Source organism: Mucilaginibacter oryzae (assembly GCF_003148845.1).
Lineage (GTDB): Bacteria > Bacteroidota > Bacteroidia > Sphingobacteriales > Sphingobacteriaceae > Mucilaginibacter > Mucilaginibacter oryzae.
In genome coordinates, this window is record NZ_QGHA01000012.1 from 71,502 (window position 1) to 88,985 (window position 17,484).

A 17,484-nucleotide genomic window follows, 5' to 3' on the forward strand; every position below is an offset into this window, starting at 1 on the left:
GGCGGGGCTTTGGCAGCTCTGCCGCTAATGGTTACCTCAGCCCCCGCTCTTTTACCAGTTTTTCCACTTCCTTATGCCTGAGCTTGTTTTTTGCGGCAATGGGCACATAAATAAGCGGTATAAAGGTAAGCAGGCCAAATCCGTTTTTAACGGCGCTGTAAACGGCTATGCCTATTAAAAAACCCAAAATGGCGGCGTCCATAATTTTGCCCGATTTAATTTTACCGGCTTCCTGTAATAGTTCTTCATTGGTTAAATCGGTTAATTCCTTTTGTTTCATGGTTGTGATAGTTGTTAACAATAAATGCCGGCAGCAGGTTGCAGGCTGCTATCCGGCCCACAAGGTTACAAAAATCCCCGGCCATATTGTACGCAAAACGGCTAAACTACTTTAAAAACGCGTTTAAATAGCCCAGTATCACATCGGTTTGCATCATTAAACTTACGTGCCCCTGCGCGGGCACTATGGCCAGCTGCGATTTGGGCATCGGCGCCAGATCGGCCGATACGCCTCCGCCTAAAAGCTTGTAAGTTTTAGCCAGTTCCAATTTGTCAATCCCGTCATTATCGCCGGCTATAATCAGCACCGGCGCGGTAATCTTCGCTATGTTATCATCCCCAAAATCAAATGGGCGGGCGGCAAAAACAATCATCTGCTCAATAAATTTTGTCCATTTGGTTTTGTCGGGCGCTATGGCATCATACCCGGTTTTCATGGGCGTATTGTTAAAAAAATCGGGCTTAAATGTTTTAATGGCGGCGTTCACCTCGGGGTTCCAGCCGGTGCTTTTATAGGTTGATGATATGATCACCAGCTTTTTTAACCGTTTAGGGCTTTGAATAGCAAATTGATACGCCACCGAGCCGCCCATACTATAGCCCACAACATCGGCGCTGTCAATTTTCAGGTAATCCATTACGCCTTCCACATCGCGGGCCATGTTGGCATGGGTTAAAGGCCTGTCGGAATAAGGCGTATGGCCGTGCCCCTGCATTTCAAGGGCTATCACTTTCCTGGTTTTGGATAGCGCGGGGATAACCTGCGCCCAGTTACCTTCGATAGACATGAAGGCCCCGTGCAACAAAATAACGGGTTTGCCTTCGCCGTATACTTCATAATACACTTTAATGCCGTTAACCGGGGCATAACCGCTTTGCGCCGGTTTGCCTTGCTGCGCGTTTGATAGGGATATAGTCATAAAAATCAGGGTAATGATTAATGCCGGGCGCAGGATGCCTGGTTGTGTAAATAATTTTTTCATAATTGTTTTGATTGGAGCGACCATACAAAAATCATGGGCTTTTTATCATTTTACGCTGTGCGGAAACGACATATTCAGGGGCAAATTGCGACTAAAAACCATGGTTACCTATCACTTAATGACCCATACAAGCCCTTACATGTAGCAGCAATGATGCGTCAATTATGTAAATTAGCGGACCATGAAAACGTTAGCCGATTTTAAAGCCTCATTCTCCTTGCAACAACCGCCCGCAGGTATTTCTCCCCAACTCAAAGCCCTTTGGTACGATGGCAAAGGCGACTGGCACCAGGCCCATGCCCAGGTTGATCACCTAACCGACCGCTCATCGGCCTGGGTACACGCCTACCTCCACCGCCAAGAAGGCGACATCTGGAACGCCGACTACTGGTACCGCCAGGCAAAACAAACCCGCCCCAACGTTTCTTTAGACGAGGAATGGGAGCGGTTGGTGTTGGAGTTTTTGTAAAGGATCTCAGTGGGGGGGCTGAGGGGGTAAGTGAGCCGAAGATGGGGAAGATGATTGATTAGGTTAATACCCTTGTATCGGTCGTTAAAGTAATCAGAAAAAGAGTTTTACTTTGCTATTTGCTAATTTTATTAGTAATATTGTTTAGAAAAAAAACTCTACCCTTTGTTTTATAAGTTATTTGCTCTAACTGAGTTCATCTTAATTTTATAAGGGGATTTAATAGCAAAAAATATTATCAAGCTTTTAATCAGTTATCTATTATGAATACCCCCTTGAAATATGTCAGCAATTCCAAAAAAGGTTTAAAGAGGGAAAGGAATCAAGACAAAATTTTAATTGTAGATAAAGATCAGTATTATCTTTTCTTTGTTTTTGACGGTGTCAGCTCGTTTTCTACAAGTCACATATTTATTAATCAATATACTAAGAAATTAAAATCAAAACTCAATGACCTAAACCCAACCGGTAATAATCTCGGACAGTTTTTATTCGAAACTCATAATCAAGTGTTATCTGATTGCGAAGCGCAGGGAATGAGTACGCTATCTGCTTTATTTTACAATAAAACCTTAAATAAAGCACAATATGTAAATATTGGGGATTCAAGAATTTATCAGTTTTCCAATCAATTCATTGAAAGGATAACCGATGACGATTCATTGTCTGACCGGTCTAACATTTTGACGAAATGTTTGGGTTTAGCAAGCCTATCAATTGATGATTTTATGCCGACTGATGTAGTAAGCGAGTATAATTTCTTAATTTGTACTGATGGATTTTACAAGCTAATGCTTAATGACCTTAAGGCATACTTTCAAGCTTACAATTTTAAAAACTTTCGAAATATTGAAAAGAAATTGTCACTTTTACAGAGAAGAAAGAATAATGATGACTCATCATATATCTTAATAAAAAATGAAATTTCAGGCCGAAGTTGATCTTGTAGAAGCGTTAAAAACATCTATTAAAAGTTGTTATAACAGAAATTACATTCAAATTTTTGAACAAGTATCCTTGGGCTATGGTATAGCCGATATAGTTATTAGTGACTTAAAAAATATCGTTTACCGGGAAACGAAATCTAAGGATACACTTGATCTTCTTGATATAAATATATATTCACTTATCCAAAAGTCTAAATCCATTAGTGTATCTGAGATAATCAATATTACCCGTTGCCCTAAATCTGCAGTATTGAAGTCACTCAATAAACTTTTAAGTAATGAATATATTCTTGACGACGAAAGTTACTTTATAACTAATAAATCCTATGAGCTGCCTTTTAGAAATAACTTTGCAATTGAAGCAAAATTAAAAGATTGGAAAAGAGCTCTAAAGCAAGCTTACAGATATAAGTGGTTTGCAGAATACTCCTTTGTCGTTTTAGATGCCCACCATTGCAAGGCGGCTTTAAAAAACATTGATGCGTTCGAAAAATATAACGTGGGTTTAGCTTCAATAACGACCGACGGCAACTTGCAAAGACATTTCAGTCCGACAAGACAAGCCCCTTTTGATCCAAAAATGCAAATCCTTTTTTCAGAGAAAGTCAAAAGTCAAGCGTTGCGTAAGTAAGTGCGCCATATATTTAAATGATAGTTACTACTCTCATTGTCCAAATAAATGTAATTTCTTTCTAAACTTTCATAGCGTTTAATAGCATCCTCTATCAGATTAAGAACCAACTCCTTTCGATATATTAAATCTCCTACACTACCAATTCTTTTTAGTAAACGCTCAATGGCAAGCAAATAGTTTTTATTAACATCGGGTTTATGAATGTTCCATAAAAATCCCGGCTGTAATATAATATCTGAAAATATATTCCTGTCATTTTTTATAAAATGCAAATTCCCAGTATCTCTAATGATTGTTATATCATCAGCACGAATCATGTTCAACAGTTTTTCAGAAAAATAATACCCTTTTGAACCTCCTCCTGATTGGTCTTCTGTAAAACGTCTTATGTCAAACTTTCTTAAGTTCTCATATGTGCCTATTGTTATGTAGTCAATATCTGTTTGTGCGAGTATAACCAATGCATCCCAATTCGCATAAGCATAAATTGTTTCAAACTCTTGCTGCTTTAACGTTTTAAAAACCTTTGACAAATTCCGTAATACTTTTATGTCAGTAGTAAGTTTTCGCTTAAACTCTGGTTTAGTTTCACAGGTCACGAAATATCCGTCAAACACAATGTCCATATCTGTGCAAGCAAAAAGGATCTCTTCAACTTTAATTTTGTCAATAATTATATGGTTTGCAAACGCAAGAGTCATGAAATACTTTATGCCCTCAATCCTGGTTTTTTTAACGTGATCATTTATTTTTTTTATAGTTTCTATAATGTCTTTAACCTCTTCGTTCTCATAAAAATGTGGGATAATTACATTTCTAAATCCCTTATCTGCCTGAAATTTGATTGACCTTTTTAAACAATTTTCAAAGTAAACATTAGTTATTTCATCATCTCCGCAATTTGCGGGATGAAACGGAAATTCAGACAATTTTCCTGCAATTATATCACCACTACTTTTTTTTCCATAAAACTGCAAATCAATCATTGATTTAGGCAAAATGCTTTTCAGCGATTTCTTCTTGTCGAAATCAATACCATGTGTGAATGCTGTTATCAAAAAATAATCACCAATATTTTGTTGTAAATGGGTTTCTATACTCCAATTGGAATTGTGGCCCAACACATGAGCTATTTTCATATTTGTGCAAGCTTTAGAAAAGTTTCAATTTTACGAGGCCGGTCTGATGGTGAAGTATAAAATACACCATTACAAAATTCATTAATGTACTTATTACCTGAATCTATGTGTATTATTGTCTTTGTGAATGTTTGAGCAATTAAATCCTTTGTATTACCAAAGGGCAATCGATTTGTATAGAGAAAGTAAGCTACTATTCCAAGACAAAAAAAATCAGTTTTATACGAAATTAGGTTTTTTTGACCGGCATACTGTTCTGGACTGGCATAATACCACGATAGCGGTTGTCCTCCGGTAGCCGTAATGCTTTCTTCATCCAACGCTCTGGCAATTCCAAAATCCAATACTACAGGATCGCCATTTGCTCTTATTCTAATATTTTGCGGCTTTAAATCACGATGAACATATTTATCATACCAAACAGGTTTTAAAATAGTTCCTATTTTGAAAATCAAGTCTATCACTTTCTTATGATCGCCTTTATACTGATCTAATATATCAGACAAGTCATTCCCCTCGATATACTCTTCCAATATTATTGTATCATTTAGGTATTTCTCAACCTTTAAAATAGATGGAATACCCGTTATATGATTATATTGCTGGCAAATCTTGACTTCTCTTTCAAAACGCTCGTCGGCTATATGGATTATTTTCAGTGCATACTTAACCCCTTCAATTTTCACAATAAAAACTGTTTTTTGTCCGCTCGGAGTAGTTGCCTGTTCATATTCTGAAATCTTAAAATGGTCAATTAGGCCTTGTGATAATGCAATCGAGGTCATGGTTTAAACTGTAATACAAATATATTTAAATAGTGTATACATTAAGATAACATTTCGATTTTACTTACTATTGTCTTAATTATCAATCCAATTCTTGGATACAAAAGCTATTTATAAAATCAGAAAATACAGTGCCTCATATTTAGTAGATAACACTTCGTTAATTTATGAAATGACTTTTATTCAGTACATCAACGATAATATCAGATTACGTTTGGGTACCACATCGAAAGCCTACCCCTTTACCCCCCCCCAACATAAACTTCACCCGGCACTAACAATAGGCTAATGTTATGGGCTTAGCTTTAGCCATCGCTTTATTACGGTTTATGAAAAAATTTATCTTAAGCTCCATACTGCTTGCCTGTGCCGTGCTTTGTTTTGCCCAGGACACCGCGCAACGTGTCATCCCCGGGCGCAAAAACAGCCTTGCGCAACAGCAAAAACCCTATGTAGTCCTGATCTCGGCCGATGGTTTCCGGTACGATTATGCCGATAAATACAATGCCGAACATTTGCTGGCGTTCGGCAAGGCCGGTGTAAGGTCGTCTTCCATGATCCCGGTGCTCCCTTCATCTACCTACCCTAACCACTACGCCATGGCAACGGGTTTATACCCGGCGCACAACGGCATAGTGCAAAATATTTTTTATGACAGGAAGCTGAAAAGATACTACGATTCGGGCGAGAAAAAAGAAACGCAAAACCCGGTTTGGTACCACGGCACCCCGCTTTGGGTACTGGCCGAGCAGCAGCACATGCTGGCCGCCAACTTTTACTGGGTTGGGTCGGAAACACCCATCCAGGGCACTTATGCTACCTACTATTATCCGCATAACGAAAAAATCCCTATCCATAACCGCATCCAGGATGTGGTGAACTGGCTGAAACTGCCTGCCGAAAAACGCCCGCACCTCATCACTTTTTACCTGCCACCGGTTGATGATGCCGGTCACGATTTCGGCCCCAACTCGCAGCAGGTAATCGATGCCGTGCATAATGTTGACTCGACCGTTTATGAACTGGATAAAGCGGTAAAAGCCACCGGGCTTAAGGTAAACTTTATTTTTGTGTCTGATCATGGTATGGGGCAGCCCGATACCGGGCACCCGCTGCCCACCCCTGCGGCGCTCGATACGTCAAAATTCATTATTTCGGGCGATAGGATGGTGGTTGAGCTGATTGCCAAAAATCCGGCCGACATCCAACCAACCTACCAGGCCCTGAAAAAAGAAGGCGGCGATTATGATGTTTACCTCCGCGACAGCATCCCCGCGCACCTGCACCGCTCAACAGCTGATGACCGGTTTAACCGCATTGGCGATATCCTGCTGCTGCCGCACTGGCCTAAACTGTTCAACATCTACAACCGCAAGCTGGATAAAGGGCAGCACGGCTACGATCCGGCGGTGGTAAAAGATGTTCACGCCATATTTATGGCCTGGGGACCGGCCTTCAGGCAGCACCTTCAAATTGAGGCTTTTCCTAATGTTGATATCTACCCGCTGGTGGCCGAACTGTTGGGCTTAAAAATTACCGGGAAAGTGGATGGGAGCAAAGCGCTGGTAAGCAAGGTGCTGAGGTAAAGCTTCAAAAGCGATAGCTTTTTGTAATTTTTACAACCTGGCGGATGATCTCCCATCCGGCACAGGGCATAGTGTCAAATTAAGCAAAAAGCGACGGCATTGTGCGATTCCCCTCTTGAGAGGGGTGGAGGGGTGTGTTATTCCGCGCGAGGTTTATCGCTTGCATAACACACCCCGCCCTCGCGCTTTCCCGTCGCGCGCGCCTCTCCGGAGCATAGCCGTCAACTTAAGCAAAAAGCGACGGCATTGTGCGATTCCCCTCTTGAGAGGGGTGGAGGGGTGTGTTTTTCTGTGCGAGGTTTATCGCTTGCATAACACACCCCGCCCCCGCGCTTTCCCGTCGCGCGCCCCTCTCAAGAGGGGATTTTAAAAGCTTGATTCCTTAACTTGACGGCTATGGGCACAGGGGGCTTTGTTTTTAAAATCCGCTCCGAAGGAGAGGATTTAGGTGAGGCTAAACGATTACCTGTCATTTAAAAATTCCGAATTTCCAAATCAAAACCTATATTTGCCGCTAATACAATTCTCAAGGGGTGCCTTGCTTTGGTTGCAAAACAAACTGCAGGTTGTTTTACCAAACTGAAAGACAGGCTGAGATCATACCCATGCCCCCCTGCCCCCTAAAGGGGGAGTAATAAAAACTGAAGTAAACTTTAGGACTATTACTCTCCCCCTTCAGGGGGCCGGGGGGCAGCACCTGATCCGGATAATGCCGGCGTAGGGATAAAGGTAAATAAGTTAAGTGTACTGGCGCTTTACCCTGGCGTACAGATGGTTTAACTCAATTTTGTTTAACACATTTTGAAAAATTTATTTGTGGCCACTATGGCCCTGCTGTTGCCTTTTTTGGCATCGGCCCAGCTTTCCATATCAGGAAAGGTTACCAACCAGGCCGGCGAAGTATTGCCCGGCGCTACCGTTACTATTTTAAACCCGCAGCAAAGCGCGGTTACCGATGCTGCCGGTAAGTACAGTTTCAGTAATTTAAAAAGCGGCAATTATACGTTAAGGGCAAGCTACATCGGCTATCAGCCTGTAACCCGTACAACCGCCTTAGGGGCCGGGCAAACGCTTGATTTTGCCTTAACCCCGGGCGCTTTAACTACCGACGAGGTTACCATAACCGCCACCCGCGCGGGCAAAAACTCGCCTACGGCGTTTACCAATCTCAGCAAAAAAGACCTGGAGAAAAACAACTTCGGCCAGGATTTGCCTTATTTGCTTAACCAAACGCCATCCGTAGTGATCAGTTCTGACGGGGGTACGGGTATTGGCTACACCGGCATCCGCATCCGCGGATCGGACGCGTCGAGGATCAACGTAACCGTTAACGGCATCCCGCTTAATGATGCCGAAAGCCAGGGCGCGTTCTTTGTGGATCTGCCCGATTTTGCATCATCTATCAACAACCTGCAAATCCAGCGCGGGGTGGGTACCTCAACCAATGGCGCGGGTGCTTTTGGCGGCAGTATCAACGTACAAACCGCAACCCGCCGCGATACGGCTTATGCCCAGCTGGATAATTCGGCCGGCTCTTACGGCTCGCTCAAAAATACGGTAAGCGCAGGTACGGGTTTGCTTGGCGGCAGGTTTAGCATTGATGGCCGTTTATCAAGGATCCGGTCAGACGGGTATATCGCCCGCGCATCGTCACGCCTGAAATCGTTTTTTGTAAGCGGCGCTTATTATGGCGATAACAGCACTTTAAGGCTTAATGTATTTTCGGGCCATGAGCGTACCTACCAGGCCTGGAACGGTGTGGCCGATTATGTAATTGGCGATGATACCCGCCCCGATAACCGTACCTATAACGAACTGGGCAGCATGGGTGATAACGCCTTTTATAAAGACCAGGTTGATGATTACCTGCAAAACCACTACCAATTACTGTACGATAAAAAGTTTTCGGATAAGCTATCCTTCAGCGGCGCTTTACATTATACCCACGGAGAAGGCTTTTATGAAGAATACCGTAAAAACGATGCGGTTAGCAATTATGGCTTAAGCCCTGTAATTTACGGTACCGATACCCTTGCCACCACTAACCTGGTGCGCCGCCAATGGCTTAACAACAACTTTTATGGCGTTACCTATGCCTTAAAATACCAGCCTGCCAATAAACTAAACTTTAATTTGGGCGGCGCTTACAATGAGTACCGGGGCGGGCACTATGGCAATATCATTTACAGCGAAAACAGCCTCGGCGTAGGCCCTAACTATGAGTATTACCGCAATGAGGCCACCAAAAAGGATTTCAATATTTTTGGCCGGGCAGAGTGGCATGTAGAAAAGTTTTTGCTGTATGCCGATATGCAATACCGCCATATTAACTACACCTTTTATGGAATTGACCAATACCTTAAAAACGCGCAGCAAACAGCGCAGTTAAATTTCTTTAACCCTAAAGCGGGTGTTACTTACCAGTTTAATGAGCGCAGCAACGTATACGCCTCGTTCGCGGTGGGTAACCACGAACCCAACCGCGACGATTATGTTCAGTCGCCGCCGCAAAACCGCCCTAAGGCCGAAAACCTGAAAGATTTTGAGGCGGGCTATCGCTTCAGCTCATCCGTATTCAGCGGGGAGTTGAATGCCTTTTATATGCTGTACAAAAACCAGCTGGTATTAACGGGTGCCCTCAATGATGTAGGCAGCGCCGTGCGTACCAACGTAAAGGATAGCTACCGCGCAGGTTTGGAATTTAGCGGCAAGGTAAAAATTACCAGTCAGCTAAACTGGGGCTTAACCGCTACCTGGAGTACCAATAAAATTAAAAACTATCACCAGTTTTTTGCCAATTATGATGATGGTACACAGGTGGAACAGGTTTTGGCCAAAACGGATATCGCTTACTCGCCATCCCTTACCGGTTCAAGTACCATTAGCTATAGTCCGGTTAAAGGTGGCGAAATCGCTTTGCTGAGCAAATACGTGAGCAAACAGTACCTGGATAATACCATGAACCGCAATCCGCAAGGTTTTAATGTAACGCCCGAAAACGCCCTTAACCCATATGCGGCCAACCGCATGCTGAACAGCTTTTTTGTAAACGATGTAAGGTTGCGGTACAGCTTCAGCGTTCGGTCGGTTAAAAACATAACGGTTGGCCTGCAGGTTAATAATATTTTCAGCGAGAAATATGAAAGTAACGGCGCAACCTACCCGGATATTGAAGGCGGGCACGTGGTTAACTATAACTACTACTTTCCGCAGGCGCCGCGCAACTTTATGGCATCGTTAAGTTTAGGATTTTAAAAAGCGCTAATTTATTATTAACACTAATTTTTACCAATTAGGGCGAATTTCACGAATTAAGAGTTTGATATGCAACACTGGCTCCACCTGTTCATAGAACAAATCAGGGAAACTACCTGGCTGCAATGGCTTGCCGTTGGGCTGGGCGTTGCGGAAGTGCTGTTGGCCCGCGTTAATAATATATGGCTGTACCCGGCGGGAATACTGGGTACGGCCATATCTATATTTCTACTGATGGAAGTTCATTTGTATGCCGAATCGCTACTGAACGGCTACTATATTGTAATGAGTTTTTACGGCTGGATCTACTGGATAAAAAAACGCGATCAGCCTCCGGTAAAAATCAGCTACTCCACCAAAAACGAGTGGATAATAAGTTTGGCAATAAGCATTATTGGCTGGGTGGTGTTTTATTATCTTATCAAAAACCTGCCTGCCCGATATTTTACACCATCAAACGTTCCTGGCTGGGATGCGCTGGTATCATCAACCGCCTGGGCCGGTATGTGGCTGCTGGCCCGCCGCAAAATAGAAAATTGGATTTTCCTCAACATTTCCAACTTCTTCGCGGTGCCGCTATTATTTTACAAAAAACTGCCGCTGTTTGCTTTGCTCACTATTTTCCTGTTTATGGTGGCTATATGGGGCTATCTTGAGTGGGCGGGGAAGCTGAAAGCAGAAAGCGAAAGGCTCAAAGCTTAGAACATTAAAAGCTTTAAGCCTTTCGCTTTGGGCTTTAAGCTAAAAAATACAATATGCATCCATCACAAAACTTAAAACCCGAATGGGTTAATATCATACGCGAAGCGGTTCCGGAAGCTGAAAAAGCGGGAAAGCTGCAAGCCCAACAATTGGAGCTTTTATACCAACAGGGCTGGTTTAAGTTTTTAGTCCCGAAGGCTTATTCCGGGTTGCAGCTTGATATGCCGCAAATGGTACGCCTGGAAGAAAGCCTGGCCTGGGCAAACGGCAGCCTGGGGTGGGTGGTAACGCTTTGTGCCGGAGCCGCCTGGTTTGGCGGTTTTTTAGATGCGGAACTGGCAACTGAAATCATGACCAACCCGCAGTTGTGTTTTGCAGGCAGCGGGGCATCAACCGGAACGGCTACCATTTCCGGTGATGGCTATATCATTAACGGCACCTGGAAATATGCCAGCGGCGCGCACCATGCCACGCATCTTACCGCCAACTGTATCATCAAAAACGGAGATGAAACGGTATTGAACGATAAGGGTGAGCCCCTGATCTTACCTTTTGTTTTCGACAGGAAAGATGTAACCCTGTTCCGGGCCTGGAAGTACGTGGGTATGATGGCCACCGGCAGCGATGCCTACGAGGTTAAAGATCTTTATGTAGATAAAACCCGCTGCTTCCAAATCGACCCGGAGTATGCCGTGATAGATGCTCCATTATACCGTTACCCGTTTTTACAACTGGCCGAAGCTACCCTTGCCGCCAATTTATCGGGCCTCGCCGTGCATTTTCTCGATTTGTGCGGACCTGCCTTTAGTGAACGGATGAACAATCCACGGCTAACCGAACCGCAAAAGGAATATATCAAACAGTTACTGGCCGACCAAACGGTTTTATTGAACGAAACCAGGGCCGCGTTTTATGAGGCTGTGGATTACAGCTGGCATAATTTTGAATCGGCAGGTGATAGCGGTCTTGAGCAGGTAAGCCTGATGAGCCGTAAACTGGCCAAAGCATCAAGGGAGAGCGTAGACAAGCTTTATACCTATTGCGGCCTATCGGCAGCCAACCCCGATACCGAAATTAACCAGGTTTGGCGCGATATGCATACGGCCGGGCAGCATTCGTTACTGACGTTTTAGCCCCCCGCCCCCTGAAGGGGGTGCTATTGAAAGCCTTTAGCTGGCGCACGCGTGCCGCGTGTGCCGTTAGTGCCAGGTGTTTAAGAGATTATTGCCGAGCATGCGGAGCACACGCGGCACGCGCGCGACAGCGAAGCTTTTGGTGCTTAAGTAGGCGACTTAAGTAATTTTACACCGCGGCAGATTAGAGCAGCCCCCCTCTAAATCTCCTCCGGCAGGGGAGACTCTTTATTTAAAGCCCTCCCTTCCGGGGCGGGTTTGGGTGGGGCTGGCCTTTGTAACAATCCCCACAGTTAACAAAAACATCATATTGCATTTTAATTGATTTGCTGATATTTGGCGCAGTTAAAAAATATCTTTTCGCGATGAAATTTAAACATCTGCTGTTCATATCAATCTCCTTAGCCGCCGTTTCGGTATCGGCACAAAAAAAGAAAACGATCACACCGGCCGCCCCGGCATCAGCATCAGTACCACGTCCAAAACTGGTTGTGGGTTTGGTGGTTGACCAAATGCGCTGGGACTACCTTTACCGCTATTATGACCGTTACCAGTCGGGCGGTTTTAAACGGATGCTTAATGAGGGTTTCACCTGCGAGAACACCAATATCGATTATATTCCCACGGTAACCGCTGCCGGGCATAGCTGTATCTACACCGGTTCGGTACCTTCTATCCATGGTATTGCAGGTAATGATTTTATTGTTCAGGCTACAGGCAAATCAATGTATTGTACCGATGATAGTACCGTTGTGGCCGTTGGCAGCACTTCTAAGGCGGGCCAGATGTCGCCTCGTAATTTACTGGTTACTACCGTTACTGACGAATTGCGCCTGGCAACCAACTTCCGCTCAAAAGTTATTGGCATAGCCTTGAAAGATCGCGGCGGCATTTTACCTGCCGGGCACACCGCTAATGCAGCTTACTGGTTTGATGATGCCAGCGGCAACTGGATCAGCAGCACCTACTATATGGCCGATCTGCCATCGTGGGTTAAAAAGTTCAACGATCAGAAAATTGCCGAAAAATACCTGAAGCAGGATTGGAATACGCTTTACCCGGTAAATACCTACCTGCAAAGCGCTGCCGATAACAGCCCTAAATATGAAGGTAAATACGCCGGAGCCGAAGCGCCAACCATGCCGGTTAAAACTTCTGAACTTTATAAAGGCCACGTAGGCCTGATCCGCTCAACACCTTATGGTAACACCATGACGCTTGATTTGGCTAAGGCGGCTATAGATGGCGAGCAGTTAGGAAAAAACACTGTTACCGATTTTTTAGCCGTGAGCCTTTCATCAACAGATTACATCGGGCACCAGTTCGGTCCTAACTCTGTTGAAGTGGAAGATACCTACCTGAGGCTTGACCGCGACCTGGCTTCATTTTTCGCTTATCTTGATGCAACCGTGGGCAAGGGCAATTACTCGGTATTTTTAAGTGCCGATCACGGGGCGGCGCACAATGCCACCTTCCTAAAAGATCACCAGGTACCTGCCGGTATTTGGGATGATGCCGCGGCTCAGAAAGATATGAACGCCGTTTTGGCCGATAAATACAAGGTAAACAACCTGGTCATCAGCATGGATAATTACCAGGTAAACCTGAATAACATCGCCATAAAAAAAGCAGGCATCAGCGAAGAAGCTGTTAAAGCCGATTGTATCCAATACCTGCAAAAAGCGCCTGCCGTTGAGTACGCGGTAGATATGCAAAGGGCCAACGCGGCAAACATCCCCGAAGATTTACGCACCCGTATCATTAACGGTTACAACGCTGAGCATAGCGGTGTGATACAAATTGTTTTAAAACCGGGTTGGTACTCGGGTCATGGCCAAACCGGCACTACGCATGGCACCTGGAGCCCTTATGATACCCACATCCCGTTGGTATTTATGGGCTGGGGTATTAAACATGGCAGCCTTACCCGCCAAACGCACATGACCGATATTGCGGCTACGGTAGCATCGCTGCTGCACATACAGGAGCCTGATGGCTGCATTGGCAAAGTAATCAGCGAAGTTTTAAAATAATGTTGAAATAATATTGATCCCGGCGGTGCCGGTTTGGGTTAAAGTCCGAAAGATTCTTTGTAGTTTTTCGGACTTTATATTTTTGGCCGAATTTTTTGATTTAACAATGAAAAAATACGTTTCTAAATTTCATTACCTCACGCATGATCTCCCCGGCTTTAGCCATATCCGGCAGGTACAGATGGCCTGCAGCGCCGGGGCAAACTGGATCCAGTACCGTTGCCTTACCAAACCCGAAGATGAACTGGTTGATGAAATAAATGAGATAGCCGAAATTTGCGATGAATGGGGCGCAACCCTTATTATTGCCAACCATTATGACCTGATTGACCGTGTGGACGCGCAGGGCGTACATATTGACGATATAGATGCCGATTTGCCTACCATCCGCAAGGTAATAGGTCAGGATAAAACCCTTGGCGTATCGGCAGCCAATATCAGCGAGGTGCTGAAACTGCAAAACACCGGCGTTGTTGATTATTTTACTTACGGCCCCTTTGCAACGGCTGTTAATGACGGCGCCGATGACAAGCCAGCTCTCGGCTTTAGCGGTTATCGCGACCTGGAAAAACTAAACATCGGCATCCCGGTGATAGCGGTGGGAGGCATTCGGCCCGGAGATGTGGAAAACCTGCTCCAAACCGGTGTAAACGGCATAGCCATATCTTCGGCCATAATACAGGTTGCCAACCCGGCAGAAATGATAAAGGAGTTTTACAGAAAACTTTATTAGTGTTTGCTTAAAACCAAACGGTGTTTTAGTTCAGCGAGAGATCGGACCGGAGGGGGTAATGGTCTGACAGCTTCCTTTCGATCACCTTATAGCTTAGTGTTTCAAACTGCGGGCTGGTCATGATATAGTCGATCTGATAATTAGGGAAATCGCCGTTATAGGTGCGCCCAAAACCCGAGCCTTTTTCCCTGAAAGCGTTGGTAAGGCCTTTGGCCATCTGGTTAACCGCGAAGGATGAAGGTGTATCATTAAAATCGCCGGCGATGATATAAGGATACGGGCATTCTGCTGCATGGGCTTTAATTTTAAACACCTGTTCGCTGCGTTTCTGGAAAGCGAGCTTGAGCTTGGTACCCAGCCTTTTGGTAGCCTTCATATCGGTTTTACCTCTTTTTGATACGCTATCGAGGTATTTATAATCCTGGGGATTGAAGTTGATGGATTGCAGGTGGATGGCATAGTACCTGAAGGTTTTGCTGCCCTTTTTTACATCTACATATAAACACTGATTGCCCGAGCCCCGTTCGTCCGACAGGCGGATCATGCCGTGATTAATGATCGGGTATTTTGAAAAGATAGCCATACCGATAGCCTCGAGATAGTTAAAGTTAAACGGCTCGAAATAAAAATGGGTGGTTCCTAAAACTTTACAGATCGAATCGCGCATTTCGTACTCGCCCTTGTTGCGGGTAAAAAACTCTTCAAAACCAATAATGTCGGGCTGCTCGGTATTGATCAGTTCCAGGATATCATGCTTGGTTGGCACATCGTTGGCAAGGCCGAAGTGCTTAAAGTTATGCACATTGTAGGTCATCACGCGGATCACATCCAACCCGGGCGCTTTGGCAAAGTTTGAGCCGAAACGAAAACCGATGTTATTGGTAAGTACAGGCCACCCAATCAAAATGCTCACCAATGAAAATAAAAACTGCCAGCGTTTACGCAGCAGCCAGTACAGCATCATGATGCTATTGCAAAGTAACAAAGGAGGGTAAGCCAGGCCAAAAAAAGCGATAAGCCAGCCCTTGCGCGGATCAACATATGGAGCCAGGTAACTGATAAGCAAAGCAATGCAAAAAAACAGGTTAATCCATAACAGGATCCTGCCAAATATGCTTTGCTTTTTTTTGATCATTTAATCCTGTTTACTTGCGCGTTTAAGGGTTTCCCGTTCCTGCCTGCTCAGGCTGTTATAGCCCGATTGCGAAATTTTATCCAGGATCCGGTCGATCTCGTCCTGGCGGGGATAACCGGATGAGCCGCTGCCCATATTATTTGATACAACTTTTAGCTTAGGTTTCGGCTTAAATAGTTTAGCTATACCGCCAACCCAATCATTACCCTTTTGCAGTTGTTTAATGTAAATAAAACCCATTAGCGCGCCGCCAAGGTGCGCTATTTCGCCACCGGCGTTGCCGCCCATGATGCCTAAAAAGTCGATAACCAAAATAACAAATACAAGCCACTTTAATTTAACCGGACCAAATAATATGAGAGATATGGTATAGTCGGGTAACAGCGTGGCTGTAGCAACCACGATAGCCATCACACTGGCCGACGCGCCCACGATAGCGCTGTTATAAGCGGCATTTACACTGGTAAAAACGGGCAAAAGATTAAAAGCCAGTAAATAAAATAACGCTCCTGCAAGGCCTCCCATTATGTAAAGGCCAATGGTACGCTTGTTGCCAAGATACTCTTCAAATATCTGCCCCATCCAGTATAACCATAGCATATTAAATAAAATATGCAATATGCCTGAGTGCATGAACATATAAGTGAACGGCGTCCAGAAACGAAACGGCAGCTCATGAAGATCAGCCGATAGGTTGATATATTTTTCGGCAAATAAACTAACCAGACTGACATGACCTTGCGGGGTTAGCATATACTCAAAAACTGCCGAAATGTTAATTGCCAGAAAAACAATAACATTAATGCTGATCAGTAGCCTGATATTATTACCTGAGCGTAATATTTTGTGCTGGATATTTTGCCAAAGAGTGCTCATAATAAAGTGATATTACATGATAATTAAATGTAATTAATAAAAACTGTTTGGCCGCTGAATGCGCCATATTTTAATCATTAAAAAGCCAATCAGCGCTCCGCCAAGATGCGCATAATGTGCTACCGAATCACCCGCCATAGGTTTTAACCCAAGGTATAATTCAAGTACGATGTAAACCGGGATGATATATTTAGCCTTGATAGGCACAGGGATAAATAGTATCATCAACTCCATGTTTGGGAACAGCATCCCAAACCCAACAAGTAAACCAAAGATAGCGCCGGAGGCGCCCACTGTAGGAGAATGGTATATGGCATACAATTTTGAACCTAATTCCTGCCCGTATGGAATAAAAGCAGATACATCTTCGCGATTTGCGCTTACGTTAGCCATTGTAAAGCTTCCGGTTATGGCATGTACTTCATAGGCCTGTACCAGCATCTGGCAAACCATGGCACCTATGCCGCATATAAAGTAAAAATTGAAAAACTTTTTTGAGCCCAGTGAATACTCTAATATCGGTCCAAAAGAGAATAAAGCAAACATGTTAAAAATGATATGCTCTGGATGATCGATGCCTGCATGCATAAACATGTAGCTAACAAAAGACCAGGGATGAAAATGTGGCGAATTAAAATAATATCCGCCAAGCCATTCGTACAAATCAACCCCAACCTTACCCAGGGTAAAGGTGGCTATAAACATAATAATATTAATAATCAGCAGGTTTTTAACAACCGGCGTGATATTGGCAAATGGCGATTGATTGTATCCGTTCATATATAAAATTTAGCC

16 protein-coding genes are annotated in these 17,484 nt (G+C 44.2%); 9 read left to right on the plus strand and 7 right to left on the minus strand.

Annotated features, from left to right (window positions below):
• Positions 1–31 precede the first annotated feature (31 nt).
• Entirely contained in the window at positions 32–280 is a 249-nt protein-coding gene (locus tag LX99_RS21615; RefSeq protein WP_109609719.1) for an FUSC family protein, read from the minus strand.
• A gap of 106 nt (positions 281–386) precedes the next feature.
• Positions 387–1,262, minus strand: coding sequence for an alpha/beta fold hydrolase (locus LX99_RS21620; RefSeq protein ID WP_109609720.1), 876 nt, complete (start codon positions 1,260–1,262; stop codon positions 387–389).
• 181 nt (positions 1,263–1,443) lie between these two features.
• Between LX99_RS21620 and LX99_RS21625 the strand changes: the two genes are divergently transcribed.
• From LX99_RS21625 to LX99_RS21635, 3 genes are all read left to right on the plus strand, one after another.
• The gene (locus tag LX99_RS21625) at positions 1,444–1,731 is read left to right on the plus strand and encodes a hypothetical protein (protein WP_109609721.1); all 288 of its coding nucleotides are present in this window, start codon (positions 1,444–1,446) and stop codon (positions 1,729–1,731) included.
• Positions 1,732–1,994: 263 nt separating this feature from the next.
• On the plus strand, positions 1,995–2,672 hold the full coding sequence (locus LX99_RS21630; protein ID WP_109609722.1) for a PP2C family protein-serine/threonine phosphatase: 678 nt from the start codon (positions 1,995–1,997) through the stop codon (positions 2,670–2,672).
• Positions 2,650–3,309 (plus strand): hypothetical protein, encoded by a 660-nt coding sequence (locus tag LX99_RS21635; protein ID WP_109609723.1) that lies wholly within the window; start codon positions 2,650–2,652, stop codon positions 3,307–3,309. The genes LX99_RS21630 and LX99_RS21635 overlap by 23 nt, the downstream gene beginning before the upstream one ends.
• Here the strand turns inward: LX99_RS21635 and LX99_RS21640 are convergent.
• Entirely contained in the window at positions 3,291–4,451 is a 1,161-nt protein-coding gene (locus tag LX99_RS21640; protein ID WP_109609724.1) for a hypothetical protein, read from the minus strand. The two genes, LX99_RS21635 and LX99_RS21640, sit on opposite strands and share 19 nt — an antisense overlap.
• Complete coding sequence (locus tag LX99_RS21645; RefSeq protein ID WP_109609725.1) at positions 4,448–5,236, minus strand: serine/threonine protein kinase; 789 nt, start codon at positions 5,234–5,236, stop codon at positions 4,448–4,450. Before LX99_RS21645 ends, LX99_RS21640 begins: the two co-directional genes overlap by 4 nt.
• Positions 5,237–5,565: 329 nt before the next feature.
• On the opposite strand from LX99_RS21645, the gene LX99_RS21655 reads away from it, so the two are divergent.
• From LX99_RS21655 to LX99_RS21680, 6 genes are all read left to right on the plus strand, one after another.
• Positions 5,566–6,822: an alkaline phosphatase family protein gene (locus LX99_RS21655; protein WP_109609727.1), complete on the plus strand. Its 1,257-nt coding sequence runs from the start codon at positions 5,566–5,568 to the stop codon at positions 6,820–6,822.
• An 801-nt stretch (positions 6,823–7,623) separates the two neighbouring features.
• Positions 7,624–10,077, plus strand: a complete 2,454-nt coding sequence (locus LX99_RS21660) for a TonB-dependent receptor (RefSeq protein ID WP_342769435.1) — start codon at positions 7,624–7,626, stop codon at positions 10,075–10,077.
• Between the two features lie 69 nt (positions 10,078–10,146).
• Entirely contained in the window at positions 10,147–10,779 is a 633-nt protein-coding gene (pnuC, locus tag LX99_RS21665) for a nicotinamide riboside transporter PnuC (protein ID WP_109609728.1), read from the plus strand.
• Positions 10,780–10,832: 53 nt separating this feature from the next.
• Entirely contained in the window at positions 10,833–11,912 is a 1,080-nt protein-coding gene (locus LX99_RS21670) for an acyl-CoA dehydrogenase family protein (protein WP_109609729.1), read from the plus strand.
• Positions 11,913–12,277: 365 nt separating this feature from the next.
• Positions 12,278–13,945, plus strand: coding sequence for an alkaline phosphatase PafA (pafA, locus tag LX99_RS21675; RefSeq protein WP_109609765.1), 1,668 nt, complete (start codon positions 12,278–12,280; stop codon positions 13,943–13,945).
• A 106-nt stretch (positions 13,946–14,051) separates the two neighbouring features.
• On the plus strand, positions 14,052–14,678 hold the full coding sequence (locus LX99_RS21680) for a thiamine phosphate synthase (protein ID WP_031267720.1): 627 nt from the start codon (positions 14,052–14,054) through the stop codon (positions 14,676–14,678).
• Between the two features lie 25 nt (positions 14,679–14,703).
• On the opposite strand, the gene LX99_RS21685 is transcribed toward LX99_RS21680, so the two are convergent.
• Genes LX99_RS21685 through LX99_RS21695 form a run of 3 tightly spaced genes read right to left on the minus strand, consistent with a single transcriptional unit; the run spans position 14,704 to position 17,469 of the window.
• Positions 14,704–15,813, minus strand: coding sequence for an endonuclease/exonuclease/phosphatase family protein (locus tag LX99_RS21685; protein WP_109609730.1), 1,110 nt, complete (start codon positions 15,811–15,813; stop codon positions 14,704–14,706).
• Positions 15,814–16,689 carry a rhomboid family protein gene (locus LX99_RS21690; protein WP_109609731.1) on the minus strand — a complete coding sequence of 292 codons (876 nt, stop codon included), beginning with the start codon at positions 16,687–16,689 and terminating at the stop codon, positions 15,814–15,816.
• Positions 16,690–16,722: 33 nt separating this feature from the next.
• Complete coding sequence (locus tag LX99_RS21695) at positions 16,723–17,469, minus strand: rhomboid family intramembrane serine protease (RefSeq protein ID WP_109609732.1); 747 nt, start codon at positions 17,467–17,469, stop codon at positions 16,723–16,725.
• Positions 17,470–17,484: the final 15 nt, after the last annotated feature.

Bases quoted from the DNA above. Each gene is read 5' to 3' on its own strand.
- pafA (WP_109609765.1), top strand. From the start codon at position 12,278: ATGAAATTTAAACATCTGCTGTTCATATCAATCTCCTTAGCCGCCGTT.
- LX99_RS21635 (WP_109609723.1), top strand. From the start codon at position 2,650: ATGAAATTTCAGGCCGAAGTTGATCTTGTAGAAGCGTTAAAAACATCT.
- LX99_RS21655 (WP_109609727.1), top strand. From the start codon at position 5,566: ATGAAAAAATTTATCTTAAGCTCCATACTGCTTGCCTGTGCCGTGCTT.
- LX99_RS21695 (WP_109609732.1), bottom strand. From the start codon at position 17,469: ATGAACGGATACAATCAATCGCCATTTGCCAATATCACGCCGGTTGTT.
- LX99_RS21620 (WP_109609720.1), bottom strand. From the start codon at position 1,262: ATGAAAAAATTATTTACACAACCAGGCATCCTGCGCCCGGCATTAATC.
- LX99_RS21670 (WP_109609729.1), top strand. From the start codon at position 10,833: ATGCATCCATCACAAAACTTAAAACCCGAATGGGTTAATATCATACGC.
- LX99_RS21645 (WP_109609725.1), bottom strand. From the start codon at position 5,236: ATGACCTCGATTGCATTATCACAAGGCCTAATTGACCATTTTAAGATT.
- LX99_RS21685 (WP_109609730.1), bottom strand. From the start codon at position 15,813: ATGATCAAAAAAAAGCAAAGCATATTTGGCAGGATCCTGTTATGGATT.
- LX99_RS21630 (WP_109609722.1), top strand. From the start codon at position 1,995: ATGAATACCCCCTTGAAATATGTCAGCAATTCCAAAAAAGGTTTAAAG.
- LX99_RS21615 (WP_109609719.1), bottom strand. From the start codon at position 280: ATGAAACAAAAGGAATTAACCGATTTAACCAATGAAGAACTATTACAG.
- pnuC (WP_109609728.1), top strand. From the start codon at position 10,147: ATGCAACACTGGCTCCACCTGTTCATAGAACAAATCAGGGAAACTACC.
- LX99_RS21690 (WP_109609731.1), bottom strand. From the start codon at position 16,689: ATGAGCACTCTTTGGCAAAATATCCAGCACAAAATATTACGCTCAGGT.
- LX99_RS21640 (WP_109609724.1), bottom strand. From the start codon at position 4,451: ATGAAAATAGCTCATGTGTTGGGCCACAATTCCAATTGGAGTATAGAA.
- LX99_RS21680 (WP_031267720.1), top strand. From the start codon at position 14,052: ATGAAAAAATACGTTTCTAAATTTCATTACCTCACGCATGATCTCCCC.
- LX99_RS21625 (WP_109609721.1), top strand. From the start codon at position 1,444: ATGAAAACGTTAGCCGATTTTAAAGCCTCATTCTCCTTGCAACAACCG.